This window comes from Curtobacterium luteum, assembly GCF_014646995.1.
Taxonomy (GTDB): domain Bacteria; phylum Actinomycetota; class Actinomycetes; order Actinomycetales; family Microbacteriaceae; genus Curtobacterium; species Curtobacterium luteum.
Window position 1 is genome coordinate 26,053 of record NZ_BMOI01000020.1, and the last position, 23,451, is coordinate 49,503.

Sequence of the window (23,451 nt, forward strand, 5' to 3'; positions counted from 1 at the left end):
CTGCGCGATCGGTGTTGCGGTGACGTTACTCGATTGCACCAGATTTGTTAAGTGTGCTCGATTCAGCCCGGTGTTCTGCGCACTCTTGCACGATCGTGCGCGAGTCGCGCTACAGTGGCGGCATGATCCTGCGCGAGCGGCAGAACCGCATCATCAAGGCGTTGCACGACGACGGTGCCGCCTCCGTGCAGGAGCTCGCCGCCGCGCTCGCGGTCAGCGCGGCGACGATCCGACGTGACCTCGAGATGCTCGACCGCAACGGCGAGCTCGTGCGCACCTGGGGTGGCGCCGTCCTCGCGCCGCGCCAGACGGCCCGCGACGTCCCCCGCGACGAACCCCGGGCGACCGAGGACGACGAGGTGGTGGAGGCGCCGTTCGAGGCGGCCGGCGACTACGACCTCAAGCACCGCATGGCCGTCGCCGCGGCCGCGATGGTGCAGGACGGTCAGGTGGTCATCCTCGACATCGGCACGACGACGCCGCTCGTCGCTGAGCTGCTCCGCGGGCGCGACATCACCGTGATCACGACGAACCTCGCCGTCTTCGACGTGCTCCGCGACGACGAGGCCGTCCGGCTCGTCCTGCTCGGCGGTGTCGTGCGGCGCAACTACCGCACGCTCGTCGGCTCGCTCGCCGAGGCCGCGCTCGACCAGGTCAGCGCGGACGTGCTGTTCCTGTCGTGCACGGGCGTCCGCGCGAACGGTCACGTCGTGGACAACATGGCGGTCGAGGCGCCGATCAAGCAGTCGATGATCGCGGCGGCCGAACGCGTCGTGCTCCTCGCCTCCGAAGCGAAGTTCCCCGGGACAGGCGCGCTCCGGCTTTGTTCCCTCACCGACGTCGACGTGCTGATCACCACGACCGGCGCACCCGACGACACACTCGCCCACAGCCGGAACGCCGGCGGAGAGGTCATCACCACATGAAGCTCTGCATCCTCGGAGGCGGCGGGTTCCGCACGCCGTACGTGTACCAGGCACTGCTCCGCGACACCGGTTCCCCCCGCGTCGAGCGGGTCGCGCTCTACGACGTCGACGAAGTCCGACTGCACGCGATGGTCGCGATCCTCACGGAGCTCGCCGCCGACTTCCCGGACGCACCGGTCCTCGAACCGACCACCGACCTGCACCGTGCCGTCGAGGGCAGTGACTACGTGTTCGCGGCGCTCCGCGTCGGGGGGCTCGAAGGACGCCGCTGCGACGAGCACGTCGCACTCGACCTGAACGTCATCGGGCAGGAGACCACCGGTCCCGGCGGTCTGGCCTACGCGATCCGCACCGTCCCGGTCATGGTCGAGGCGGCGAAGGTCATCAAGGACCTCGCACCGAACGCCTACGTCATGAACTTCACGAACCCGGCCGGCATCATCACCGAGGCGATGCAGTCCGTCCTCGGGGACCGCGTGCTCGGCATCTGCGACACCCCGTCCGGCCTCGGTCGCCGCGTCGCCGGGATGCTCGGACTCGACCACACCCGCGTCCAGATGGACTACGTCGGGCTGAACCACCTCGGCTGGATGCGACGGGTCATGTACGACGGCCGTGACGTGCTGCCCGAGCTGATGGCCGACGACGACCGCCTCGGCGCGATGGAGGAGGGCCACGTCTTCGGCCTCGACTGGATCCGGTCCCTCGGGTCGATCCCGAACGAGTACCTGTTCTACTACTACTTCAACCGCGACGCCGTGCGCTCCATCATCGGCTCCGGGAAGACGCGCGGTGACTTCCTCGCCGAGAGCCAGTCGGCGTTCTACGACCGCGCGAGCGCCGCGGGCGACGGTGTCGCCGAGCTCTGGCGCGAGACCGTCGAGCGGCGGAGCGCCTCGTACATGGCGGAGGCGAAGGGCGGCACCCAGGACGAGCCGCTCGACCCGAAGGAGCGCGAGACCGACCCGTCGCACCAGGGGTACGCCGGCGTCGCACTCGGCGTGATGGCGGCGATCAGCCGGAACGAGCGCCAGACGATGATCCTCAACGTCCGGAACAACGGCACCATCGCCGGGCTGCCCCGTGACGCCGTCGTCGAGGTCCCGACGATGGTGGACGCGAACGGCGTGCACCCGATGACGACCGACCAGCCCGACCTGCACCAGATCGGACTCATGTCGCAGGTCAAGGCCGTCGAGCGGCACACCATCGCCGCGGCGCTCACCGGGTCGAAGGACGAGGCGGTGAAGGCGTTCGCGCTGCACCCGCTCGTCGACAGCGTGTCCGTCGCCCGTGACCTCGTGCGCGGGTACGTCGACCGCATCCCGGAGGTCGCGGCGGTGCTCACGAAGTAGCGCTGGCCCGGGCCGGAACCGGACCACCAGCGAGACCCCGAGGAGCCGGAGCCGCGACCGCGGCCCCCACGACCGCGGTCGCGGACGACCGGATTCCCCTCACCGAGACCAGCATGGCCCGGCGCGCGGAGCGCGCGCATCATCCGGAGGGATGAAGAGCTGAAGTGCGCTCACCGCCCTGCCGGGCCGTGCCGGCCTGGAGGCGCGGGGCGGGCCCGTCCCGTGCCTCCAGGCCGGTCGTCGTCGGCTCAGGGACCGGTCACCGGCTGCGCCGGGTGATCGGGTGCCGGCCGTCGTGATCGCCGCCGTCCGCGCTCCACGCTCGTCCACGCCACCGCGCCCGTGAGCACCACCAGCAGGCAGAGACTGACCACGCCCGTGCCGACGTCCAGCCCGCCGCGGTCCTGGGGGACCGCGACCCAGTCCGCGAAGGACGCGCCGACCGGTCGGGTCAGGACGTAGGCGGTCCAGAACCCCGCGACCTGACCGAGCACCCGGACGCCGGCGGCGAGCGCCACGAGCAGGACGAGGCCGGTGAAGACGAGGCCGCCGCCGAGGTAGCCGAGACCGAACCCGCCCGCGGCGAGGTCGCCGGCAGCGGTCCCCATCGCGAACGTCGCCACCACGGCGGCCCAGTAGAACAGCTGGCGCCGCGTGCTCGTGACTCGGTGGACGTCGAGGGTGCCCTCGACACGGCGCCACACGACGAAGACCGCGACCAGGGCGATCAGGAAGATCGGCGTGGAGACCGTGTAGGGCACGCCGAGCGCCACGTGGACCACGTCAGCGACCATCGTGCCGAACACGCCGACCATCGACACGGCACCCCAGTACAGCCAGGGGCGGTACCGGTCGGTGCGGAGCTGGACAGCGAGGACCATGCCGAACACGGCCGCGGTGAGGAGCACGGTCGGCACCGGGTCGAACCGGGTGACGAGGAAGTCCGAGAGCGCTTCGCCCATGGCCGTGGTGAGGACCTTGGTCACCCAGAACGAGACGGACGGGTCGGGGACGCGGTTCCGCAGCGGACCGGTGGCGGTCACCGCTCGTCGCCCGCTGCGGCGCGGGCCTGCGCGTCCGTCGGGACGCCCCGGCCCGCCTGCTCGTCGCGTCGGGTGCGGCGGGCGACGTGCCGGCGACGCAGCGCACCGATCACGATCGGCAGGACCGAGACGACGACGATCACGATCATCAGCGCGTCGATGTTGTGCGAGACCAACGGGATGCCGCCGAGGAGGACGCCGACGACCGTGAGCCCGACCGCCCAGGAGATCGCTCCGATCAGGTTGAACAGCAGGAAGCGCCGGTAGTGCATCCGCGCGGTCCCGGCGGCGAGCGGCACGTAGGTGCGGACGATGGGGACGAAGCGACCGAGCACCAGGCTCAGGCCGCCCCACCGTGTGAAGAACGCCTCGGCCTCCTCCAGCCGCGCCGTGGTGAGGATCCGCGCGTCGTCCCGGAAGAGACGCCGGCCGTACCGTTTCCCGAGCCAGTACCCGACCTGGTCACCCGCGACCGCGGCGACGGACGCGACGATCGCGACCTGCCACGGCGCGATGCCGAGGGTGCCACTGATGATCGCAGCGGTGACGAGCAGCGAGTCCCCTGGCAGGAACGGGAAGAGCACCCCGGACTCGATGAAGATCAGGACGGCGATGCCGGCGAGGACGTCGGGACCGAAGGCGTGGAGCACGGACGCTGCGTCGAAGAGGCTCACGGCGAGCGGGACTGAGGAGAGCACGAGGGTCCTTCCGGGGACGAGCAGGACGAGCAGGACGAGCAGGACGGGCTCAGACGGCGGGCTGCGGGCGTGCTGTGTCGTCGCGGCGCATGCGGACCACGAGCCAGCTGATGATGGCGACGATCACCACGAGGAACACGATGCTCGTCGTGATGGTCCCGACGCCCAGGCCTCCGTCCTGTACCGGGGAGGAGAGGAGGTCGCCCGTCGACGCACCGAGCGGACGGGTGAGGATGTAGGCGATCCAGAAGCAGACGACGGGGCCCCGCCGGCCGACCGCCCACGCGGCAGCGGTCACCGCGATGGCGCCTGCGAAGAGCAGCAGGGCCGGGAAGTAGCCGAGCCCGGTCTGTTCCGCGATGAGGTCCCCGGCAGCGGTGCCGAGCGCGAACGTGAACAGGATGGCGAGCCAGTAGAACGATTCGCGGCGGACCATGTCGATGCTGTGGATCGACAGGGTGCCCTCGACGCGGTACCAGACGACGAAGACCGCGAGCAGCGCGATTCCGAACACCGCCGTGCTCACCACGAGCGGGACCCCGAGTCCGTCGGTCAGGTTGTCGGTGACGCAGGTGCCGACGATGCTGATGAGCACCACCGTGACCCAGTACAGCACCGGACGGTAGGTCCGAGCGCGGAACTGCAGGACGAGGAACACCACGAGCGCGACCGCCATGATGAGCGTCGTCAGGGGGAGACCGAGTCCGACCGTGTCGCTGAGCAGGTCCGCGGCGGTCTCGCCGACGGTCGTGGCGAGCACCTTGATGATCCAGAAGGACGCGGTCGGGTCCGGGACCTTGTTCCGTCGTGATCGAGCGGCGACGGGCACTGCGGGCGAGTTGGACACGGCGTTCTCCTCGTCGGTCGGTGGTGTCGCGGTCGGTGCGGCACGGGGGATCACGACGGTAGGGAGCGCGCCGCAAGACTTCGCCAAGAAACCGCACCTCGTCACGGCGATCCGCCGACGAACGACCCAGACGAGGTCGGCTGCCGTCGGGACCCCTCGGGGACAGACGGTCGGCGATGTCGGCCTGGAGGCACGGGGCGGGCCCGACCCGCGCCTCCAGACCGGCACATCCCTCGTCGGCCTGTTCGCGGCAGCGCATGTGTGTCCGCGCGTCCGCGGCGGCGAGCGCCGCCGCGTGCCCCGATCCGCTCCCGCAGTCCGGGGAGCCCCGCTAGCCTTCGGCGATGGAGCAGTGGATCCTCTACGACGTCGGCGGCGTCCTCGAACTCGTCGACGACGACCGGTGGCCCGACGTCCTCCGGGAGACCTGGGGCGCCCGCTTCGGGCTGACGGTCGACGAGGTGCGGACCCGGCTGCGCGACGCCGATCTCCCCGACACGGCGCTGCGGACGGGCGTCGCAGACGAGTACTGGCGGAAGCTCGGTGCCGCGCTCGGGGCGACCCCGACCGAGGTCGTGACGATGCACGCGGAGTTCTGGGACGCCTACTGCAGCGTGGCGAACGTGGAGCTCCTCGAGCACGCCCGGTCGTTGCGCGACCGGGCGAAGCTGGCGATCCTGTCGAACTCCGGCGACGGTGCCCGTGAGGAGGAAGAGCGCCGCTTCGGCTTCTCGAGCGTCTTCGATCCGATCTGCTACAGCCACGAGCAGGGCGTGGCGAAGCCGGACCCGGGTGCCTACACCACGGCCCTCGCGCGGATGGGTGCCTCGCCCGAGCAGGTCCTCTTCGTCGACGACAACGAGGGCCCGGTCCTCGGCGCGGAGCGGTGCGGCATCCGCGCAGTGCTGCACGTCCGCAACGAGGAGACCATCGCCGCGATCGAGGGTTTCCTCGCCGGCTGACGGGTAGCGCGGATGTTCGAACGTGTGTTCGAATCCATGGCAGCAAGGAGGCCATGGGTCAGAACCGGCGGTACGGAACGTTCCGTGCGGAGTTGCGTCCGGTGCGAGTTGACCGTCGGCGTTGATATGCGAAGTTCTCCTGATCACCGTCGGGCAGGCAAGTCGTGCTTGACCTCGAGCCTGGATTTCGCGTTTGATGCATGATGTGTGCATTGCACGGAGGAGGTGCTGTGGTGCGAGAGCGGTACGGTTCGGCGGAGCTGCATCTGCTTTCCGGAGTGCTGCTGCTCAATGAGGACGCAGCCGTGTTCGACGCGATGCTCGACGGGTGGTGTTCGCAGATGGTCGGGGGCCGGAGCTTGCGGATGCCCACCGTGACGAACCGAATCCAGGTGGTGCGACAGTTCCAGCGGCACGCAGGGGAGTGGCCGTGGACGTGGTCCGCGGCGATGCTCGACGAGTGGATGACCGACCTGGTCGCGACGCACCGGCTCGCGGCGTCGACGCTGCGCCGCTATCAGGACACGATCCGGCAGTTCTGCGACTTCGTCTGCTCGCCGCACTACGGGTGGGTCGCGGAATGCGAGACCCGGTTCGGAACCCACCCGGTCCAGATTTGTCACGAGTGGGACACTCCGGCGCACGTGCAGGAATCCGAGGCAAATCCTGCACGGCGGCCGCTCACCCGCGACGAGCTTCAGGCTGTGTTCGATCGGGCCGACGGGGAAGTCAGTCGGCGCCTCGACGCTGGCCGCAAGGGCGCCATCGCCGCGTACCATGACGCCACGATGCTCAAGGTCGCTTACGGCTGGGGGCTCCGAGCGAACGAAGCCGTCATGCTCGAGGTGCACGACTTCTACCGGAACCCCAAGGTGCCGATCTTCGATGGGTTCGGGTTCCTTCGCGTCCGTTCCGGGAAGGCGTCCCATGGCTCGCCACCGAAACCGCGTGCCGTCGCGACCGTGATGCCATGGGCGGTTGACGCGGTCCGCGACTACCTCGACAACGTCCTGCCGATGATGCGAGGGGCTACCTCGACACGTGCGCTGCGGCCATCCGAGCGTGGCGCGCGGGTAGGGAAGCGCGCGCTCGGCGACCGCTTCGCGCAGTACCGCGATGAGCTCGGGTTGGATCGGGCGTTGACACCGCATTGCCTCCGGCACAGTTACGCGACGCACCTGATCGAGGACGGTCACGACCCGATGTTCGTGCAGCGGCAGCTCGGACACGCGTACCAGTCGACGACGGGGATCTACACGCACGTCTCGGCCGAGTTCGCCAACCGAATCCTGCGGGATGCACTCGATCGTGTGCCGCATCTCCTCAGCTTGAAGGGAACCCCGTGACTCATCAGCTCAGCTACGAATGGCGGCTGCGCGAGCAGATGGCTGCCGCCGGCCTGTTCAGCACGACGAAACTCATCCCGCTGCTTGCCGAGCGTGGGATCACGCTTTCTGCGAGCCAGGTCTCACGCAGGTCCCATCGGCTGTCGTCGCACGTGTGCTCGGCGTCAGCATCGCGACCGCTTCGACGTGGGCCCGCCTGGCGGGTACCCGACCGGGCGGCCCAGTGTCTCGGGAGTTCGATTGAGCTCACGGATCTCGCGGCGTGCGGTAGGTCGGCGTGCGCATGTCCGCGGCGCTCGATCGTGCTCGTGCCGCTCAGATGCCGGTTCGGTTGCTGCGCCGTTCGATGAGGACGTTGTCGCGCCACTGGCCGGCCCAGGGCCCGGACATCATCAGCCCGACGCGTTCCCGGATGCCGATTTCCCGGAAGCCGTGCCGAGCGTGGAGTGCACGGGATGCGGTGTTCTCGGGGAAGATCCCGGACTGGATCGTCCAGATCCCCGCGGCTTCGGTTGACGCGATCAGGGCGTCGAGGAGGACGTGCCCGACGCCTCGGCGGCGGGCTGCTGCGGCGACGTAGACGGAGTGCTCGACGACACCCCGGTACACCGGCCGGGCGGAGGTCGGGGAGACCGCTACCCAGCCGAGGACTTCATCACCGTCGACGGCGACGAACCGATGCTCGGGCAGCTTTGCGGCGTCGAACGCCGCCCAGGTCGGCGGCTCCGTTTCGAACGTCGCGTTCCCGGTGGCGATACCCTCCCGGTAGGTCGCCTCGACACTGGGCCAGTCCGCGGCGACCATCGGCCGGATGGCGACCGGGGTGTCGTCGGTCATGGGCGCAGCAGCTCGTCCTGGATGCGGGCGGCGACGGCGTCGCGCATGGGGCGGACGTCGTCGGGGGACCAAGACTCCGGGTCCGGGAACGACCACTGCAACACCGTCCCGCGGGGCGTCGCGGGCAGGTCGAGGCCGGGCTTCATCAGCACGACGACGTCGGCCTGATCCAGCAGCTCCGGGGTGACCCTCCGCGGGGTGTGGTCGCTGATGTCGAGGCCGAGTTCCGCGACGGTCGCGGCGATCGACGGGTTCACCTCGTCGGCGGGAGCGATTCCTGCGGAGGTGGCGGTGTAGCGGTCGTCGGCGGCGAGTTCGAGAAGGGCGGCGCCGAGTTGGGAACGGCCGGCATTGTGCTTGCAGATGAACAGCACGGTGGGCTTGTCGGTCATGCGGGGTCCGGTTCAGTTCGTGCAGCAGGAGCTGCTGGCGGGCGGAGCGGCCGACACGGGCGCCGCGCAGCACGACGACCCCTCGGCCGCTTCGGTCGTAGCGGGAACACCGCAGGAGGATGAGCCGCCGACATCGGTGGCGCAGACGCCCGTCTCGGGGAGCACGAGCTGCACGTCGCGGGCGGCCTGGTGGTCGCCAGCGAGTTCCGCGGCGATGGAGCGGACCTGCTCGTAGCCGGTGAGGAGCAGGAACGTGGGGGCGCGGCCGTAGGACTTCATCCCGGCGATGAAGAAGCTCGGCTCCGGGTGCGCCAGCTCCGCGACACCGTGTGGGGGGACGGAGCCGCAGGAGTGCAGGTTCGGGTCGATCAGCGGCGCGAGCGCCCGGGGCGCTTCGACGATGTCGTCCAGGCCAAGGCGGATCTCGCGGAGCATGTCGAGGTCGGGCCGGAACCCGGTCGCGTTGACCACAACGTCGACCGTGACGGTGAACGGCTCCTCGGCGCGGCGGCCGATGACGGTGACCTGGTCGCCGTCGGGGCGGATGTCGTCGATCTCGAACGAGGCGAGCTGCTCGACCTGCCCGGACTCGACGAGACCGTGCACGTTGGAGCCGAGCTGCCCGCGGGCGGCGAGCCCGTCGGCAGCGTCCGCACCGAGGCGAGCGGTGCCGGCGTTCCGGATCGCCCACAGCAGCGTCGTGCCCGGTTCGTCCTTCGCGAGGGCGGCGAGCTTGATGAGCGTGTTCGCGGCCGAGTGCCCGGCCCCGACGACGAGGACCCGCTTCCCGGCGAACCGGTCACGGTCCGCACCAAGCACGTCCGGGAGAGCGTGCATCACCCGGTCCCCGAGGTCCGCAGCGGGTGCGAGGCCCGCGGCGGTGAGCGGGTTCGGGGACGTGTACGTGCCGGACGTGTCGACGACGGCGCGGGCGGTGACGTCCTCGACACCGTCGGCCGCGTGGAGGCGGAGGAGGAACGGGGTGTCGGCGCGGCCGGTGGAGCGCGTGCGGTCCATGCCCTGCCGGGACACCGCCTTCACGCGGACGCCGTACCGCATCACCGGCGCCAGCTCCGGCGTCTGGACGAGGGGTTCGAGGTACTGCTCGACGAGGTCGTGCCCGGTCGGCAGCGACGACCGGCGGGGCTCGGTCCAGCCAGTGGGTTCGAGGAGGCGGCGGGCGGCGTCGTCGATGACGTACCGCCACGGGGAGAACAGCCTGGTGTGCCCCCACGCACGGACAGACGTACCAACCGTGTCGCCGGCTTCGTAGACGACGACGGGCAGGCCCTGCTCGAGCAGGTGCGCGGCGGCGGCGAGTCCGACGGGGCCGGCGCCGATGACTGCGACGGGGAGCCCGGTGAGGCGGTCCGCGTCGGCCTGGGGTGGGAGGGTGAGGGTGAGGGTCATGGGGGTGGTCCTTCCGGTGGTCAGGCGGATGCTTCGGTGGGCAGCAGCTCGGCCAGGAGCGCCTGCACGCGGGTCTTGATCTCGTCGCGGATGGGGCGGACGTCGTCGATGCCCTTCCCGGCGGGGTCGGTGAGGTCCCAGTCCTCGTACCGTTTGCCGGGGAAGACCGGGCACGCGTCGCCGCAGCCCATCGTGATCACTGCGTCGGACTCGCGGACAGCGTCGGTGGTGAGGATCTTCGGCTGGTTCGAGGCGATGTCGACGCCGTCCTCCGCCATCGCCTGGATCGCGACGGGGTTGATCTGGTCCTTCGGTGCGCTGCCGGCGGAGAGGACCTGGACGCGGTCGCCGCCGAGGGCCTTCGCGTAGCCGGCGGCCATCTGGGAGCGGCCGGCGTTGTGGACGCAGACGAACAGGATCGTGGGGGTCGCGGTCATGGCGGTGCTTTCGGTTCGGGCGGTCATCGGATGAGGGTGAGCCAGCCGGCGAGGGCTGTCAGGGTGACGGCGAGGACGGGGACGGTCAGCACGATGCCGGTGCGGAAGTACTGCCCCCAGCCGATGTGGATGCCCTTCCGATCGAGCACGTGCAACCACAGCAGCGTCGCCAGCGACCCGATCGGGGTGATCTTCGGCCCGAGGTCGGAACCGATGACGTTGGCGTAGATCATCACCTCATGGGTCAGCCCGGTCGCACCGGCTCCGCCGATCGCGAGGGCGGCGATGAGGACGGTCGGCATGTTGTTCATCAGCGACGCGAGGATCGCGATCACGAACCCGACCCCGAGCGCGGTGACGAGGACCCCGTGGTCCCCGAACACATCGAACAGCTTCGCGAGGTAGTCGGTGAGGCCCTGGTTCTGCAGCCCGTAGACGACGAGGTACATGCCGATCGAGAACAGCACGATCTGCCACGGCGCCTCCCGGATCGTCTTCCACACCGGAATCACCCGCCCCGACCCGCCACCGGTGCCACTACTGCCAGCGGTGACGGCGGCGGTGCCGCCGGTCGTGACGAGGACCGGGGACGCAGCCTGGCGGGCGAAGAGGAACGCGGGTTGCCGGGCGGCAACGAGAACGATCACGACCGCGCCGACACCCGCGACCGCGGCGAGGGGCACCCCGACGGGGTCGGCGGCGAAGTAGCCGACCAGCAGCACGGCGAGGACCACCCAGCCGGCTCGGAATGTCGCCCGGTCCTTCACCGCGGCGGCCGGACGGGTGAGAGCGAGGACGTCGTACCACTTCGGGATGCTCCTACCGAAGTACGCCAGCAGCATCCCGAGAGACGCCAGCACGGACACGATGCCGACGGGCACCATGACGGCGGCGTACTCGGCGAACCCGAGGCCGAAGTAGTCGGCGGAGACGATGTTGACCAGGTTCGACACCACCAGCGGCAGGCTGCCGGTGTCGGCGATGAACCCGGTGGCGAGGATGAACCCCAGCGCCGCCTTCGCCGGCATGTTCAACGCGCGGAGCATCCCGACGACGATCGGAGTGAGGATCAGCGCGGCCCCGTCGTTGGCGAACACGGCCGCGATGACCGCGCCGAGGCCGACGATCAGCACGAACAGCAGCCGACCGTTCCCGCGACCCCACCGGGCCACGTGGAGCGCTGCCCACTCGAAGAAGCCGGCCTCGTCGAGGATCAATGAGATCAGCACCACCGCGACGAACGTCAGCGTCGCGTTCCACACGATCCCGACCACCGTCGGCACGTCCCCGAGCCCGACGACCGTGGTCGCGAGGGCGACGACCGCGCCGATGAGGGCGGTGTAGCCGATCGGGAAGCCCTTGGGCTGCCAGATCACCACCACGAGCGTCGCGACGAAGATCGCCGCGGCGACGACCGCCAGCACCATCAGACGCCCACCCCGGCCTGGTTCGCTGCCGCGGCGGCGCGCTCCCAGCCCTGCGCGGCGACCTGCACGGCATCCCACGGGGACCCGAGCGGCGGCGTGTAGGACAGGTCCAGGTCGATGACGTCGTCGACGGTGAAGCTGGCGTGGAGGGCGGTGGCGAAGGTGTCGATGCGCTTGCTGATCTCCGCGGACCGTTCCCCGACGATCTGCGCGCCGAGGAGCCGCCCGGACGTGTGGTCGCCGGTGACACTGATCGTCAACGGCACCGCACCCGGGTAGTACCGCTTGTGGTCATCCGCGACCGTCACCCGGGTCAACGGGGACACGTCCAGCGGTGCTGTTTCGTGGTGGCGGAGGCCGGTGCGGGCGGCGACCAGGTCGAACACCTTCACCACCTGCGTCCCCACCGAACCGGCGAAGGTCCGGGACTCGCCGAGCATGTTCTCCCCGGCGACACGGCCCTGCTTGTGCGCCGTCGTCCCGAGGGGGAGCCACGTCGTGCCGAGGAGCCGGTGATGCGTCACGACGCAGTCACCAGCCGCCCACACGTGCGGCACCCCGGTACGCATCTGCTCGTCGACGACGATCGCGCCGGCCCGCCCGAGCTGCGCGCCTGCCGCAGCCGCGAGGTCCGTCACGGGCCGTACGCCGACGCAGACCACCACGAGCGCGAACGTGCCCTCCGCATCCCCGGCAGCCGTCGTCGTCGCCACCCGCCACTGCCCAGCTCCGGCCGGGGTGATGCCGGTGACCGTCGCCCCGGTCAGCACGGTTGCACCATGTCGGCGGACCTCCGCGGTGACGAGGGAACCGAGTTCCGGGTCGAGGGTGGAGAGCACTTCCTGTCCGCGCTGGATCAGCGTCGTGTCGAAGCCGCGGGCGACAAGGCCTTCGGTCATCTCGAGGCCGATGTAGCCGGCGCCGACGACCGCGACACGGCTGCCGGCAGGCAGAAGGTCCAGGGCGGCAACGAGCTGCTCCGCGTCGGTCATCGAGTGCAGTAGGTGAATGCCCGGCTCACCGAACGGGATCCCAGCCGGACGGACCGGCTCCGCGCCAGTCCCGATCAGCAGCTCGTCGTAGGCGATCTGCTCCTCACCAGCCGGGCCGGTGACAGAGAGCAGCTGGCGGTCGACGTCGACGGCGGAGGCCCATGTCGAGGAGCGGACCGTCATCCCGACGGCTTCCAGGTCAGCGCGGGTGCGGTGCGCGAGAGACGCCTCTGTGGCGACGTCGCCCGAGACCCAGTACGGGATGCCGCAGATGGAGAAGTTCGGGAACTCGTCGGCGAGAACCACCGTCACGTCGGTCGACGGGTCCAGCTCACGGGCGCGCAGCGCCGCGGCGATACCGGCGTCACTGCCCCCAACGGCAACGAGGTGAGTCATCGGAGTCGGTCCTCTGCAGGTCGATCGGAAGTCGAACAGGAACATCGAAGCACGTCGATATAGATGAACGCAAATATAGACGCGTGTCGAAGTCCGTGGGATGATGATGCGATGACGACGATCGAGCTGCTTCCCATCCAGGACGTCACTGCGTGCTGCTCGCCCGTCACAACCGAAGCGATGACGCAGGAGTCCGCCGAGGTCCTCGCGAAGTCGTTGAAAGCGATCGCAGACCCCGCTCGCCTGCGACTGATCTCGATGGTGGCCGCGCATGACGGCGCCGAAGCCTGTGTCTGTGACCTGCAGGAACCGCTCGGGCTGTCCCAGCCGACCGTGTCGCATCATCTCAAGGTGCTCGTCGATGCCGGCATCCTGCACCGCGAGAAGCGGGGCACCTGGGCCTACTTCTCCCTCGTCCCCGGCGCCCTCGAATCGGTCGGTGCGCTCATCGGGGGAGTCTCGACCGTTCGGTAGAGCGACGTAGCGTGTCGGCCGGTTCGTTCATGCTGAGTTCATGACTGACGGAGGTCGGCAAACGTCTCGACGGCATCACACCGTGCCGAAGTTCTACCTGCGCGGCTTCGCGGACGGTGACACGCTCCTGACGGTCCCGCTGCCCGGGGAACGGCGGTACAAGCAGTCCGTGAACAGTGCTGCCGTTGAGACCGACTTCTACGCCCTGCCGGGGCATGACGGTGGCGATGACGTCCTCGAGCGGGCGCTTGCGGAAGTCGAGGCCCCGACGGCTGCGATCATCGCGCAGATCGCGTCAGGCGTGTGGCCGCTCCCATCGGCGGACCGTCAGGCGCTCGCCTTCTTCATCGCGTTGCAAAGCACTCGCACACAGACGCAGCGCCGCACCGTGGATTCACTCGAAGCACAGCTGGCGCGTCTGCAAATCGGTGTCGGCGGACGCGAGCTCTTCACGCAGCAGCTCCAACGAGCGGACCCGCAAGTCACGAACGACACCGTCGATCGGATGTGGGCCGAAGCGATACGCCCCGAAGGGCCGCCCTTGCGGGTGAGCAGCATCGAGTTCGCCGACCAGATGCTCTCCAGCGCGACCCAGATCCTCCCGTACATCCTCGGACGTCCGTGGACGCTCGTCCGGTTCGATCGCAGATCGCTCGTGACCTCTGATCATCCCGTGTCCCTCGTCACGCCAGCCGATGCGTCCCCCTGGGAAGGTGTCGGCTACGCCACTGCAGCAGGCATCATCATGCCGCTGACGCGCGAGCTCGGCCTGGTGATGGGGGACCCGATGGTCTTCGCCGAGCACATCTCGGTCGATCGCGTGGCAGCTGGCGAGCTCGACATGACACTCCCGCTCGGGAGCACTCAGATGGAGCGCTTCTTCAACGAACACACCGTGGGATTCGCGAGCAAATGGCTCTTCCTGCATCCGAAGGACGGGCGATTCCTTCCCGAGGACCTGCCCGAGCCGAACCCGACTCGGATGGAGATGGGGAGCCAGGCCCGGGAGTTCAACGGGGAGCCCTGGGGCCGTGCGAGCGCGGGTGGTCGTGACGACTCAGTTCCGGCTCGGTCTATCATTCGAACACACGTTCGATTGGAGATGCCATGAGTCGACGCCGCGCCGACCGCTGGCCGAGCAGCGAACTCCGCACAGGCGAATACCGCACAGTGCCGGCAGATGTCTCGCGGGCTGCGGTCAACGAGTTCCTGACCCGTCCGTACCCGGTGAGCCTCACGCGCGAGGAGATCGGCCCGGATGCACCCGTCCCGGTCTCGGACGGGGACACCGTCGACGTCTGGCTGCGGTTCGTCGAGGTGCGCGTGCAGGAGCGGGCGGTCGTCGTCGCGTACACGGACCGGGCGGTGCAGGTGGAGGTCATCCGGCGGGACGGATCGCGGTACCGGGTGTGGGTGTGGCAGGGCGCGGTGACGATGCCGGGTCGGGAGCGTTGACGATGGACGACAGCGCCTGGGCGATCCACAGGAGACCGAACGAACGGTTCATGGTCAGGTGCGCGAGGGCTGCGTGGGGAGGAGCGGTCCTCGAGCTCGCTCCGCGACGCCGCGTTCCCCGTGAGCCCCGGGTCACCGCGTCCAGAACTCCTCGGGCCGACGCCCCGCCCGGAACCCGAACGACTCGAGCATCGCCGTCGCCTCGGGGAACCCGGTGGCGAGGGCGTCCGCGGTGTGCGCATCGCTCCCGAACGTGACCGCCCGGCCGCCTTCCTCCGCCCACCACTGCGGGACCCACGACCAGAGCCGTCGGGTGTTCATCTCGAGGGCCCGACCGGACGATGCTATCGCGCGCATCCCCGAGCGGAACCCCTCCTCGAACTCGCGGGGGTCGAACGGGCCGGCGGTGGCGCTCGGCCAGGAACGGACGGCGTAGTCGATGTGGGTGAAGACCGCGAAGGAGACCGAGCCGGCGACCATGCGCGGGATCTCGGCGAGGTACGCCCACATGACGTCGGCAGGCGGCCGGTACCGGTAGAGCGTCGACGGTTCGGTCCGGGCCCCGGCATCGTGTGCGGCACCTCGAGCAGCGCCGTCCGCGCCCGATCCTGCACCCGCGTCACCCTCTTCGAACGGCAGCATGTGCAGCGACCCGTTGACCCGGTCGACCCGGCGGACGACGTCGGCCGCCGCAGCGTCCCACAGGTGCGGTTGCCCGAACTCGACGCCGGTCAGGATCGTGAGCTCCGGGAAGTCGTACCGACAGCGGTCGATGGCGGCGAGGTACCCGTCGAGGTCGAGCGGCGGCAATCGCACCCGGCCGTCCACGCCCACGAGGGTGTGGGCGTGCGATCCGAGGTCCTCCGGCCCGGCCACCCAGTGGTCCTCGAGGTCGAGGTGCTCGGTGAACACGAGGGCCGGCAGTCCGATGCGCACCGCCCGCTCGCAGGTCCGCCGCATCGAGCCGACGGACGACGGGTCCGATCCGGCGTCCCATGAGAACTCGCTGTGCACGTGCGCGTCGGCGGGCAGCGTCATGGAACCGACCCTGCCACCGGGCAGCACCGGCGGCAAGGCCGGTCACGACACCGGAGCGCCGCAGAACACCGGTGACGCCGCTACCGCGGATGCGGCTGTCTCGTCAGCGCCGGCGGCGGACGCCTCCGCGCACGGCGGTGATCGCGGCGCCACCGAGGAGCAGGCCTGCTGCCCAGGGCAGCAGGCCCAGCGCGTCCGAACCGGTGTAGGCGAGCTCGGTGCGGGTCGTCGTCGGGACGGTCCGCACGGTCGTGACCGCGGTGGGTCGCACGGCGACGTTGAACGCCGTCGCGAAGTCCTGCGCCGACACCGTCAGTCGGTGGGTCGACGCCTGCGGGAACGTCACGTCGGCCCGGCCGGTCCACTCCTCGTCCGGCGCGATGACGTCCGAGGCGTGGTCGGAGGTCACGGTCACCGGCGTGGGCGTCCAGTCGTCGGCGTGCACGGCGTTGCCGAACCGGTCGACGAGGTCGCCGCCGACGAGGAGGGTGCCGCCCTGGTCGATCGTCGGCTGGCCGCCCTCGAAACCGGACCCGAACGTGATGTAGCCGTCGCCGTCACGGGTCGTCTCGTTCTGGAACGTCCACACGGTGCCGTCGCGCTCGATGACCCAGCTGGTCGAGTGTGCGGTGAGGACGGTGGACCGGTCCTCGGCGGTGACCTCGATGCCGAGCGGTGCCCCAGGGGTGGTCGTGAGGTGGACGTACTGCGACACGCTCGTGGTGCCGTCGGTCGCGACGATCCGGAAGGCGTACGTCCCGGCGTAGTCCGAGGTGCCGGACAGGACGCCGGTCGTGTGGTCGAGGGTGATCCCGTACGGCAGGAAGGACGAGTCGTCGCCGTCGGACTCCTCGGGCGACGCGTCGGCGTCCCAGTACTGCACGGAGTACGTCGGAGCAGGGAACCCGGTGGTGGCGAACGCGTGGCGGAACCGTTCGCCGGCGCCGGTGGTCAGCGTGACCGGGTCGTCCGGGGTCGACTGGTCGTCGAACGCGGGCGGCGCCGTCACCCGGGTGGTGCTCGCCGACCGTGGGTCGTCGGTGAGGGAGTCGACGGTGACCGTGATGACCTGGCCCGCGTCCGCGCGGGTCGGCGTGTAGGAGTCTCCGTCGGCCGCGAGGGTGGTGTCCCCGGCGCGCCAGGAGTACGTGACGGGGCCGGTGAACCCCGTCGCACGCGCGGTCAGCGTGGCGCCGACCGTCGGCGCGCCGTCGATCGTCACGGCGGTCGCGTCGGCCGAGGGGGACGCGGTGTCGGACGGGTCCGGGGACGACGAGGCCGCGGGTGTGGTCGGGTCCGAGGTCGCGGGAGTGCCGGCCGCGGTCCCGGCATCCGCAGGCGTCGCTGCATCCGGGCCGGCGGCACCCGAGCCGGCGGCACCCGAGCCGGCGGCACCCGTGCCGGCAGCACCCGAGTCGGCGGCGCCCGAGCCAGCGGCGCCGGTGTCGCTCGCCGCTCCTGCGTCTGCCGCTGTTCCGCCGGAGCTCCCCGTGTCCGCGGCAGCCGGGTCCGCCTGCTGCCCGACCACCGCGACGTCCGCGTCAGTCCCGGAGGTCGTGTCTGCGGCGACTGCGGCAGCGGGGCCCGCCACCCCGAGCAGGCCACCGAGCGTGATGACGGCGACGAGTGTCCCCGCCGTGCAGGCGCGACGACGGTTCGGAGTGCGGTTCGGCAACGGGAGTCCCCCTCGGTCATCGGACACCAGGCGTTGCTGTCCGTTCGCGAAGCATAGGGGTCCTCGGGGCTCCGGTCCGTGCCACACGTTCGAGGGGGGAGTCGAGAAAGCCCTGGTCAGCGAGACGCACCGCCCCGATCACTGAACGACTCTTCAGATGGAGTGTCGAACGAAGGGTCCGCGGCGGCCCCCTAGGATGGTCGAACAGGGGCTCTTAGCTCAGTTGGTAGAGCGCTTCGTTTACACCGAAGATGTCGGCGGTTCGAGTCCGTCAGGGCCCACCCCGCGGGGACCGCTCCGCAGAGCCAGAGCCAGAGCCAGAGACCACCCCAGCGAGCGGAGGTGCGACCGGTGCGCACCACCCCGTCGCCCCGGACCGGCCTGGTCGCCGTCGTCGTCACCGCGGTCCTCTGGGGCACCACCGGCACCGCCGCCGCGACCGCCGCGGTCGGCCCGCTCGCCATCGGTGCGGCCGCACTGGGGATCGGCGGACTCCTCCAGGCCGCCGTCGCCGTCGGGCCGCTCCAGAGGGCGCGGCCGGTGCTCCGCCGCCACCTCGGGCTGGTCCTGCTGGGCGGCATCGCGGTCGCGGTGTACCCGCTCGCGTTCTACAGCTCCATGCACACCGCGGGCGTCGCGATCGGCTCCGTGGTCTCGCTCGCATCCGCCCCGCTGGCGTCGGGCGTGCTCGAACGCGTGGTCGACCGCCGACCGCTCGGACGTGCGTGGGTGGCCGCCGCGGCGCTCGGGGTCCTCGGCAGCACCGTGCTCTGCCTGTCCGGCGTCGACAGCGGGCAGGCCCCGACCGACGCGCCCGCCGGCACCGACATCGGGTCGGGCGGCACGGTCCTCGGGATCCTCCTCGGACTCGTCGCCGGCGTCACGTACGCGGTGTACTCGTGGGCGGCCCACCGGCTGATGGTCGTCGGCGCGGGCCGTGCGGCGTCGATGGGGGCGGTCTTCGGCACGGGTGGCGTCCTGCTGCTGCCGGTCCTGGTCCTGACGGGCGGCGCGTTCCTGACCTCGTGGACGAACGTGCTGGCGGGACTGTACCTGGCGCTCGTCCCGATGTTCCTCGGCTACCTGCTCTTCGGCATCGGCCTCGCGACGATCCGCCCGAGCACGGCCACGACGGTGACGCTCCTCGAACCGGCGGTCGCGACGGTCCTCGCGGTGCTCGTCGTGGGGGAGCGGCTCACCGCCCCCGGATGGGCGGGACTCGCGTGCATCGGGGTCGCGCTGGTGCTCCTGGTGGTCGCGCCCGTCGCGCGGCCGGCGCGGTCCTGACCAGAGCGGCCACGGCCTGGAGGCGCGGTGCGCGTCCGACGTGCACCGCGCCTCCTGGCTGCTGGTCGCGATGACGGGCGGTCGCCGCCGTCGGAGCGGCGCCCTGCGCGAGGTCGCGGACCCGGATCCCCGTGGTCCCGCTGCGTTCAGCCGACGGGCACGTCCTCGCGGCGCTTCTGCCGCCACGGCTCCGCAGGCTGGTCGGGCCCGTTCCACACCTGCACGACGCCCCACACCGCGGCGAGGAGCGGCACCGAGATGATCGCGCCGAACACGCCACCGAGGACGGTCCCGGCGGTGAGGCCGACGAGGATGACCAGCCCGTGCAGGCTCAGGGTCTTGCCCATCAGCACCGGCTGGAGCAGGTTGCCCTCGACCTGGTTCACCAGCACGACGATGCCGACGACGACGACCGCCTGCACCGGCCCGACGGACACCAGGGTGACGAGCGCGGCGAGGGTGCCGGCGATGGGCGCGCCGATCATCGGGATGAACGAGGTGACGAACGCGACGACCGCCAGCGGGATCGTCAGCGGCACCCCGAGGATCGCCAGACCGGTGCCGATGGCGAGCGCGTCGAACGCGGCGATCGCGGCGGTCCCGCGGACGTAGCCGCCGAGTGTCTGCACGACGCGGTCCCCGACGCGACGAGCGCGGGCGTACTGCGCGCCGGTGAAGGGTCGGAGCAGGAACTCCCAGAGTGCCGGACCGTCCTTGAGGAAGAAGAACAGGATCACCGCCATCAGCACGGCCCCGGTCGCGAAGTTCGTCACGGCGGAGATGCCGGCGATGGCACCGGAGCCGAACTGCGGGCTCGTCACGAAGGACACCACGCCGTCGACCGCGTCGTCGATCTGGCCGTCCGTGACGTGCACCGGGAGGTCGTGCAGCACGTCCTGCAGCTGCTGCAGGCCGTCGACCGCGGAGGACTGGAGGCTCGACCACTGGTTCGCGACCGCCGCGATGAGCAGCCACGTGACGCCGGCCATCACGGCCAGCACGGCGAGGAAGCACGCGATCGTCGCGAGGGCCGAGGGCACCCCGTGCCGGCGGAGCCACGACACCAGCGGGTACAGCGCCGACGCCACGATGAGCGCGAGCAGCACCGGGATCGACACGAGGCTCAGGCGCACCGTTGCGAGGACCACCACGGCCGCCACGACGAGGACGACCGACACCTGCAGGCAGCGCACGGCCAGCCGCCCGAAGCCGTCGGACCACACCGACCCCCGGCCGTCGATCGGAGCGGGGGAGCGGTGCAGGAAGGGCATGACGTCCTCGGGGTCGTGGGCGGTGGAACGGGCCGGACCCCGTCGTCACCGCACCGACGCTACCGACGGGGCGGCGGTCGTGCTCAGCGGAGGGCGGTCGTCGGCGGCGCGCGGCGGTTCCTGAGAGGCCACGTGGCAGTCCCGGTGCACGAACGTCGAGGATCGTGCACCGGGACTGCCCGCTGCGGAATCGAGGAGCGCTCCGCGTCAGGGCGTGACCATGCCGCCGTTCACGTTGAGCGTCTCGCCGGCGACGTAGCTCGACTCCTGCGACGCGAGGAAGACGTACGCGGGCGCCAGCTCGGCCGGCTGCGCGGCCCGGCCCATGGGTGACTCGCTCGACCCGAACTCCGGCAGCGTCGACGGGTCCACCCCGCCGCTCGGCTGCAGCACCGTCCACGTCGGCCCGGGGGCGACGACGTTCACGCGGATGCCCCGCTCGACGAGCAGCTGCGACAACCCCTTCGAGAAGTTGTTGATCGCGCCCTTCGACGCGGCGTAGTCGAGGCGGTCGGGTGCGGGCTTGTACGCCTCCATGGAGGCCGTGGTCGTGATCGTCGAGCCCGGGCGCAGGTGGGGGAGTGCCGCCTTCACGAGCCGGAACAGGCCGAACACGTTGACGTCGAACGTCGCCTCGAACTGCTCGTCGGTGATGTCGAGCAGGTCCGGCTGCCACCGCTGCTTGCCGGCGACGCTGACGAGCGCGTCGAGCCCGCCGAGTCCCGCGACCGCCCGCTCGACGAGATCGTTCGCGTAGGCCCGGTCGCGGAGGTCGCCCGGGATCGCGACGGCGGTGCGTCCGGCCGCCTCGACCTGCTCGATGACGTGGTCGGCGTCCGACTGCTCGTCGGGCAGGTACGCGAGCGCGACGTCCGCGCCCTCCCGGGCGAACGCGATCGCGACGGCTGCGCCGATGCCCGAGTCCGCGCCGGTGACGAGGGCCTTCCGGCCCGCCAGCCGACCGGTCCCGCGGTAGCTCGACTCGCCGAGGTCGGGGACCGGGTCCATCTGCGACTGCAGCCCCGGTTCCTCCTGGGTCTGCGGTTCGGGGGAGACGTCGGGGTACCGGCTCCGCGGGTCGCCGAAGGCGTACTGGTCCTCGGGGGCGCTCATCGGGCCGGCTCCAGCTCGACCTTGATCCAGCCCGGCTCGCGGCGGTCGAAGGCCTCGTACGCCTCGATCGCGGAGCCGATCGGCTCGTGCTCCGTGATGAGCGCAGTCGGGTCGAACTGCCCGGCGGCGACCATGTCGATGAGCGGCGGCGTGACCGAGTGGTGGTCGCAGTTGCCCATCCGGATCGTGAGGTTCTTGTTCATGGCCTCGCCGATCGGGTACTGCTGGGCGGTCGGCCCGTAGACGCCGATGATGCCGATCCGGCCGTACTTCGCGACCGCGGCCACCGCCCATTGCGCGACCTGCGAGGGGCCGTCGCCGGGCTTCCACTGCTGCTGGTCGCCGAAGCCGTCCGGGGACGCGTCCGGGGCGACCTGCTGCACCTCGGCGTCGAACGCCGCGGCGTCCTCGTCGGACACGGCGGCCGGCCCGTGCTTCGGACGTTCGGCGTCGACCCCGACGGCGTCGATGACGCAGTCCGCGCCGATGCCGTTCGTCAGGTCCAGGATCGTCTGCACCGGGTCCTCACGGTTGTAGTCCACGACCTCGCAGTGCTGCGCGAGCGCCGCTGCCAGACGGGTCTCCTCGCCGTCGACGACGATGACCCGTGCGGCACCCAGCTTGTACGCCGATGCCGCCGCGAACTGCCCGACGATCCCGGCACCGAAGACGACCACGACGTCACCGCGGGTGACCCCGGCGAGCTCGGCGCCGAACCAGCCGGTCGGGAAGATGTCCGACAGCAGGATCGCCTGCTCGTCGCTGACGTTCTCGGGCAGCGGGTGCATCGTGTTCCGCGCCCACGGCACCCGGACGTACTCCGCCTGGAGGCCGTTCACCGGACCGGTCGACTGCGGGCCGCCGAAGAAGCTGGTGCCGGCCTGCGGCCCGTTCGGGTTCGCGACGTCGCACTGCGCGGTCTTGCCCATCCGGCAGTACCGGCATGCGCCGCACGAGATGGTCGAGTTGATGACGACCCGGTCGCCGGGGCTGAACCCGCGCACGGCGTCTCCGACCTCGGTGACGACGCCGACGGCCTCGTGCCCCAGGATCGTGCCCTCGTGCATCGGCGCCATCGTGCCGCGGACGAAGTGCAGGTCGGTCCCGCAGATCGCGCTCCGCGTGATGCGGACGATCGCGTCCTCGGGGTGCTGGATGGTCGGTTCCGGGACCTCGTCGAGGCGGATGTCCCCGATGCCGTGCCAGACGACTGCGCGCATGTGTTCCTCTTCCGTCGTGGGTTGCGCGGACCACTCAACGCGGCACCGGCTCCGAAGACCCGGAGCGTCAGTCCGCTCGGCGCACCGGGAGCCGGTGGTCAGGCGGACCGGGTTGGGTCGGGGCATGAGCGACGACCAGAAGGAGATCCGCGACGACTTCGCGGACGCCGTGAACATGACCGCCTCGGAGCTGAAGCAGTGGCTCGACACCGACGAGTCGAAGGAGGTCGGGCAGAAGTCCGACGGCGGCGGGGAGTCGACCGGGCACGAGAGCGGCCGGCACATCGTGCGGATCCTCGAGAAGAAGCAGGGCGACTACACCGACGACGACTACGCCCACATGAAGAAGGTCGTCGGGTACGTGGCGCGGCACTCGAAGCAGCGGCCGAAGGGCGACGTGCACGACACCAAGTGGCGGTGGTCGCTGATGAACTGGGGCAACGACCCCGAGAAGGACTGAGCCGGCTGCGAGACCCCGGCCCACCCCGGCGTAGCCTCCGGGCCATGCCGAACCAGCTGAAGAAACCGGACATGTACGAGGAACTCCGCGAGGAGGGCGCCTCGAAGGAGAAGGCCGCGCGCATCAGCAACGCCGCGGCTGCCCGAGGGACGAAGGCCGTCGGGAAGAAGGGCGGTGAGTCCGGCTCCTACGACGACTGGACCGTCGCCGACCTGCGGAAGCGCGCGAAGGAACTCGGACTCACCGGCTACTCGTCGAAGCGGAAGAGCGAGCTGATCGCCGCCCTCCGCGACCACTGACGTCGGCCGCTACGCCACGTGGGCGTTGCGGCGGACGGAGGGCAGGCGGTGGTGGTCGCGGACCAGGGACCGGGCCTCGCGCAGGCGGCGG

Annotated in this window: 24 protein-coding genes and 1 tRNA gene; 11 read left to right on the top strand and 14 right to left on the bottom strand. The window is 70.7% G+C overall.

The window, feature by feature from the left end:
- The first annotated feature begins 122 nt into the window (after positions 1–122).
- Positions 123–926, top strand: a complete 804-nt coding sequence (locus IEY20_RS16550; RefSeq protein ID WP_022904748.1) for a DeoR/GlpR family DNA-binding transcription regulator — start codon at positions 123–125, stop codon at positions 924–926.
- Positions 923–2,281, top strand: a complete 1,359-nt coding sequence (locus tag IEY20_RS16555) for a 6-phospho-beta-glucosidase (RefSeq protein ID WP_188889325.1) — start codon at positions 923–925, stop codon at positions 2,279–2,281. Before IEY20_RS16550 ends, IEY20_RS16555 begins: the two co-directional genes overlap by 4 nt.
- Before the next feature lie 248 nt (positions 2,282–2,529).
- Here IEY20_RS16555 and IEY20_RS16560 read toward each other — a convergent pair whose 3' ends face one another.
- From IEY20_RS16560 to IEY20_RS16570, 3 genes are read right to left on the bottom strand one after another with little or no spacing between them, the layout of a single operon-like run.
- Positions 2,530–3,324, bottom strand: coding sequence for a COG4705 family protein (locus IEY20_RS16560; RefSeq protein WP_204620512.1), 795 nt, complete (start codon positions 3,322–3,324; stop codon positions 2,530–2,532).
- Entirely contained in the window at positions 3,321–4,022 is a 702-nt protein-coding gene (locus IEY20_RS16565) for a DedA family protein (RefSeq protein WP_148286281.1), read from the bottom strand. The genes IEY20_RS16560 and IEY20_RS16565 overlap by 4 nt, the downstream gene beginning before the upstream one ends.
- Before the next feature lie 49 nt (positions 4,023–4,071).
- Entirely contained in the window at positions 4,072–4,869 is a 798-nt protein-coding gene (locus tag IEY20_RS16570) for a COG4705 family protein (protein WP_175327813.1), read from the bottom strand.
- A 344-nt stretch (positions 4,870–5,213) separates the two neighbouring features.
- Here IEY20_RS16570 and IEY20_RS16575 point away from each other — a divergent pair, with 344 nt between their 5' ends.
- Positions 5,214–5,831: an HAD-IA family hydrolase gene (locus IEY20_RS16575; protein ID WP_229728140.1), complete on the top strand. Its 618-nt coding sequence runs from the start codon at positions 5,214–5,216 to the stop codon at positions 5,829–5,831.
- 233 nt (positions 5,832–6,064) lie between these two features.
- Complete coding sequence (locus IEY20_RS16580) at positions 6,065–7,177, top strand: tyrosine-type recombinase/integrase (RefSeq protein ID WP_229728142.1); 1,113 nt, start codon at positions 6,065–6,067, stop codon at positions 7,175–7,177.
- A 315-nt stretch (positions 7,178–7,492) separates the two neighbouring features.
- On the opposite strand, the gene IEY20_RS16585 is transcribed toward IEY20_RS16580, so the two are convergent.
- From IEY20_RS16585 to IEY20_RS16610, 6 genes are read right to left on the bottom strand one after another with little or no spacing between them, the layout of a single operon-like run.
- Positions 7,493–8,014 (bottom strand): GNAT family N-acetyltransferase, encoded by a 522-nt coding sequence (locus IEY20_RS16585; protein WP_175327814.1) that lies wholly within the window; start codon positions 8,012–8,014, stop codon positions 7,493–7,495.
- Positions 8,011–8,406 carry an arsenate-mycothiol transferase ArsC gene (locus tag IEY20_RS16590; protein ID WP_175327815.1) on the bottom strand — a complete coding sequence of 132 codons (396 nt, stop codon included), beginning with the start codon at positions 8,404–8,406 and terminating at the stop codon, positions 8,011–8,013. Before IEY20_RS16590 ends, IEY20_RS16585 begins: the two co-directional genes overlap by 4 nt.
- 12 nt (positions 8,407–8,418) lie before the next feature.
- Complete coding sequence (locus tag IEY20_RS16595) at positions 8,419–9,816, bottom strand: FAD-dependent oxidoreductase (RefSeq protein ID WP_175327816.1); 1,398 nt, start codon at positions 9,814–9,816, stop codon at positions 8,419–8,421.
- Between the two features lie 20 nt (positions 9,817–9,836).
- Positions 9,837–10,253 carry an arsenate reductase ArsC gene (locus IEY20_RS16600; RefSeq protein WP_175327829.1) on the bottom strand — a complete coding sequence of 139 codons (417 nt, stop codon included), beginning with the start codon at positions 10,251–10,253 and terminating at the stop codon, positions 9,837–9,839.
- Positions 10,254–10,276: 23 nt separating this feature from the next.
- Positions 10,277–11,680, bottom strand: a complete 1,404-nt coding sequence (locus IEY20_RS16605; protein ID WP_175327817.1) for an arsenic transporter — start codon at positions 11,678–11,680, stop codon at positions 10,277–10,279.
- Positions 11,680–13,068, bottom strand: coding sequence for an FAD-dependent oxidoreductase (locus IEY20_RS16610; RefSeq protein ID WP_175327818.1), 1,389 nt, complete (start codon positions 13,066–13,068; stop codon positions 11,680–11,682). Before IEY20_RS16610 ends, IEY20_RS16605 begins: the two co-directional genes overlap by 1 nt.
- Before the next feature lie 111 nt (positions 13,069–13,179).
- Here IEY20_RS16610 and IEY20_RS16615 point away from each other — a divergent pair, with 111 nt between their 5' ends.
- From IEY20_RS16615 to IEY20_RS16625, 3 genes are all read left to right on the top strand, one after another.
- A complete protein-coding gene (locus tag IEY20_RS16615; RefSeq protein ID WP_175327819.1) occupies positions 13,180–13,542 on the top strand; it encodes an ArsR/SmtB family transcription factor in 363 nt (120 codons plus the stop codon).
- Positions 13,543–13,624: 82 nt separating this feature from the next.
- The gene (locus tag IEY20_RS16620) at positions 13,625–14,653 is read left to right on the top strand and encodes a DUF4238 domain-containing protein (protein WP_175327820.1); all 1,029 of its coding nucleotides are present in this window, start codon (positions 13,625–13,627) and stop codon (positions 14,651–14,653) included.
- The gene (locus IEY20_RS16625; RefSeq protein ID WP_148286173.1) at positions 14,650–14,997 is read left to right on the top strand and encodes a hypothetical protein; all 348 of its coding nucleotides are present in this window, start codon (positions 14,650–14,652) and stop codon (positions 14,995–14,997) included. The genes IEY20_RS16620 and IEY20_RS16625 overlap by 4 nt, the downstream gene beginning before the upstream one ends.
- Before the next feature lie 132 nt (positions 14,998–15,129).
- On the opposite strand, the gene IEY20_RS16630 is transcribed toward IEY20_RS16625, so the two are convergent.
- On the bottom strand, positions 15,130–16,035 hold the full coding sequence (locus tag IEY20_RS16630) for a PHP domain-containing protein (protein ID WP_175327821.1): 906 nt from the start codon (positions 16,033–16,035) through the stop codon (positions 15,130–15,132).
- 103 nt (positions 16,036–16,138) lie between these two features.
- Positions 16,139–17,710 carry a putative Ig domain-containing protein gene (locus IEY20_RS16635; protein WP_188889327.1) on the bottom strand — a complete coding sequence of 524 codons (1,572 nt, stop codon included), beginning with the start codon at positions 17,708–17,710 and terminating at the stop codon, positions 16,139–16,141.
- A 208-nt stretch (positions 17,711–17,918) separates the two neighbouring features.
- On the opposite strand from IEY20_RS16635, the gene IEY20_RS16640 reads away from it, so the two are divergent.
- Both IEY20_RS16640 and IEY20_RS16645 read left to right on the top strand, forming a co-directional pair.
- Positions 17,919–17,991: transfer RNA gene (locus IEY20_RS16640), tRNA-Val, on the top strand.
- Positions 17,992–18,061: 70 nt separating this feature from the next.
- Entirely contained in the window at positions 18,062–18,997 is a 936-nt protein-coding gene (locus IEY20_RS16645; RefSeq protein WP_175327823.1) for a DMT family transporter, read from the top strand.
- Between the two features lie 146 nt (positions 18,998–19,143).
- Here IEY20_RS16645 and IEY20_RS16650 read toward each other — a convergent pair whose 3' ends face one another.
- The 3 genes from IEY20_RS16650 to IEY20_RS16660 all read right to left on the bottom strand — a co-directional run bounded on the left by IEY20_RS16650 (position 19,144) and on the right by IEY20_RS16660 (position 22,601).
- Positions 19,144–20,268 carry an AI-2E family transporter gene (locus IEY20_RS16650; RefSeq protein ID WP_175327824.1) on the bottom strand — a complete coding sequence of 375 codons (1,125 nt, stop codon included), beginning with the start codon at positions 20,266–20,268 and terminating at the stop codon, positions 19,144–19,146.
- Between the two features lie 207 nt (positions 20,269–20,475).
- Entirely contained in the window at positions 20,476–21,381 is a 906-nt protein-coding gene (locus IEY20_RS16655) for an SDR family oxidoreductase (RefSeq protein ID WP_022903879.1), read from the bottom strand.
- Positions 21,378–22,601, bottom strand: a complete 1,224-nt coding sequence (locus IEY20_RS16660; protein ID WP_022903880.1) for an alcohol dehydrogenase catalytic domain-containing protein — start codon at positions 22,599–22,601, stop codon at positions 21,378–21,380. The genes IEY20_RS16655 and IEY20_RS16660 overlap by 4 nt, the downstream gene beginning before the upstream one ends.
- Positions 22,602–22,725: 124 nt before the next feature.
- Here IEY20_RS16660 and IEY20_RS16665 point away from each other — a divergent pair, with 124 nt between their 5' ends.
- The gene (locus IEY20_RS16665; protein WP_022903881.1) at positions 22,726–23,061 is read left to right on the top strand and encodes a DUF3140 domain-containing protein; all 336 of its coding nucleotides are present in this window, start codon (positions 22,726–22,728) and stop codon (positions 23,059–23,061) included.
- A gap of 44 nt (positions 23,062–23,105) precedes the next feature.
- Positions 23,106–23,360 (top strand): DUF7218 family protein, encoded by a 255-nt coding sequence (locus IEY20_RS16670; RefSeq protein WP_022903882.1) that lies wholly within the window; start codon positions 23,106–23,108, stop codon positions 23,358–23,360.
- Positions 23,361–23,451: the final 91 nt, after the last annotated feature.

Excerpts from the sequence above, each read along its gene's own strand:
- IEY20_RS16550 (WP_022904748.1), top strand. The coding sequence starts at position 123 with ATGATCCTGCGCGAGCGGCAGAACCGCATCATCAAGGCGTTGCACGAC.
- IEY20_RS16555 (WP_188889325.1), top strand. The coding sequence starts at position 923 with ATGAAGCTCTGCATCCTCGGAGGCGGCGGGTTCCGCACGCCGTACGTG.
- IEY20_RS16575 (WP_229728140.1), top strand. The coding sequence starts at position 5,214 with ATGGAGCAGTGGATCCTCTACGACGTCGGCGGCGTCCTCGAACTCGTC.
- IEY20_RS16585 (WP_175327814.1), bottom strand. The coding sequence starts at position 8,014 with ATGACCGACGACACCCCGGTCGCCATCCGGCCGATGGTCGCCGCGGAC.
- IEY20_RS16590 (WP_175327815.1), bottom strand. The coding sequence starts at position 8,406 with ATGACCGACAAGCCCACCGTGCTGTTCATCTGCAAGCACAATGCCGGC.
- IEY20_RS16595 (WP_175327816.1), bottom strand. The coding sequence starts at position 9,816 with ATGACCCTCACCCTCACCCTCCCACCCCAGGCCGACGCGGACCGCCTC.
- IEY20_RS16600 (WP_175327829.1), bottom strand. The coding sequence starts at position 10,253 with ATGACCGCGACCCCCACGATCCTGTTCGTCTGCGTCCACAACGCCGGC.
- IEY20_RS16605 (WP_175327817.1), bottom strand. The coding sequence starts at position 11,680 with ATGGTGCTGGCGGTCGTCGCCGCGGCGATCTTCGTCGCGACGCTCGTG.
- IEY20_RS16610 (WP_175327818.1), bottom strand. The coding sequence starts at position 13,068 with ATGACTCACCTCGTTGCCGTTGGGGGCAGTGACGCCGGTATCGCCGCG.
- IEY20_RS16615 (WP_175327819.1), top strand. The coding sequence starts at position 13,180 with ATGACGACGATCGAGCTGCTTCCCATCCAGGACGTCACTGCGTGCTGC.
- IEY20_RS16625 (WP_148286173.1), top strand. The coding sequence starts at position 14,650 with ATGAGTCGACGCCGCGCCGACCGCTGGCCGAGCAGCGAACTCCGCACA.
- IEY20_RS16630 (WP_175327821.1), bottom strand. The coding sequence starts at position 16,035 with ATGACGCTGCCCGCCGACGCGCACGTGCACAGCGAGTTCTCATGGGAC.
- IEY20_RS16650 (WP_175327824.1), bottom strand. The coding sequence starts at position 20,268 with ATGCCCTTCCTGCACCGCTCCCCCGCTCCGATCGACGGCCGGGGGTCG.
- IEY20_RS16655 (WP_022903879.1), bottom strand. The coding sequence starts at position 21,381 with ATGAGCGCCCCCGAGGACCAGTACGCCTTCGGCGACCCGCGGAGCCGG.
- IEY20_RS16660 (WP_022903880.1), bottom strand. The coding sequence starts at position 22,601 with ATGCGCGCAGTCGTCTGGCACGGCATCGGGGACATCCGCCTCGACGAG.
- IEY20_RS16665 (WP_022903881.1), top strand. The coding sequence starts at position 22,726 with ATGAGCGACGACCAGAAGGAGATCCGCGACGACTTCGCGGACGCCGTG.
- IEY20_RS16670 (WP_022903882.1), top strand. The coding sequence starts at position 23,106 with ATGCCGAACCAGCTGAAGAAACCGGACATGTACGAGGAACTCCGCGAG.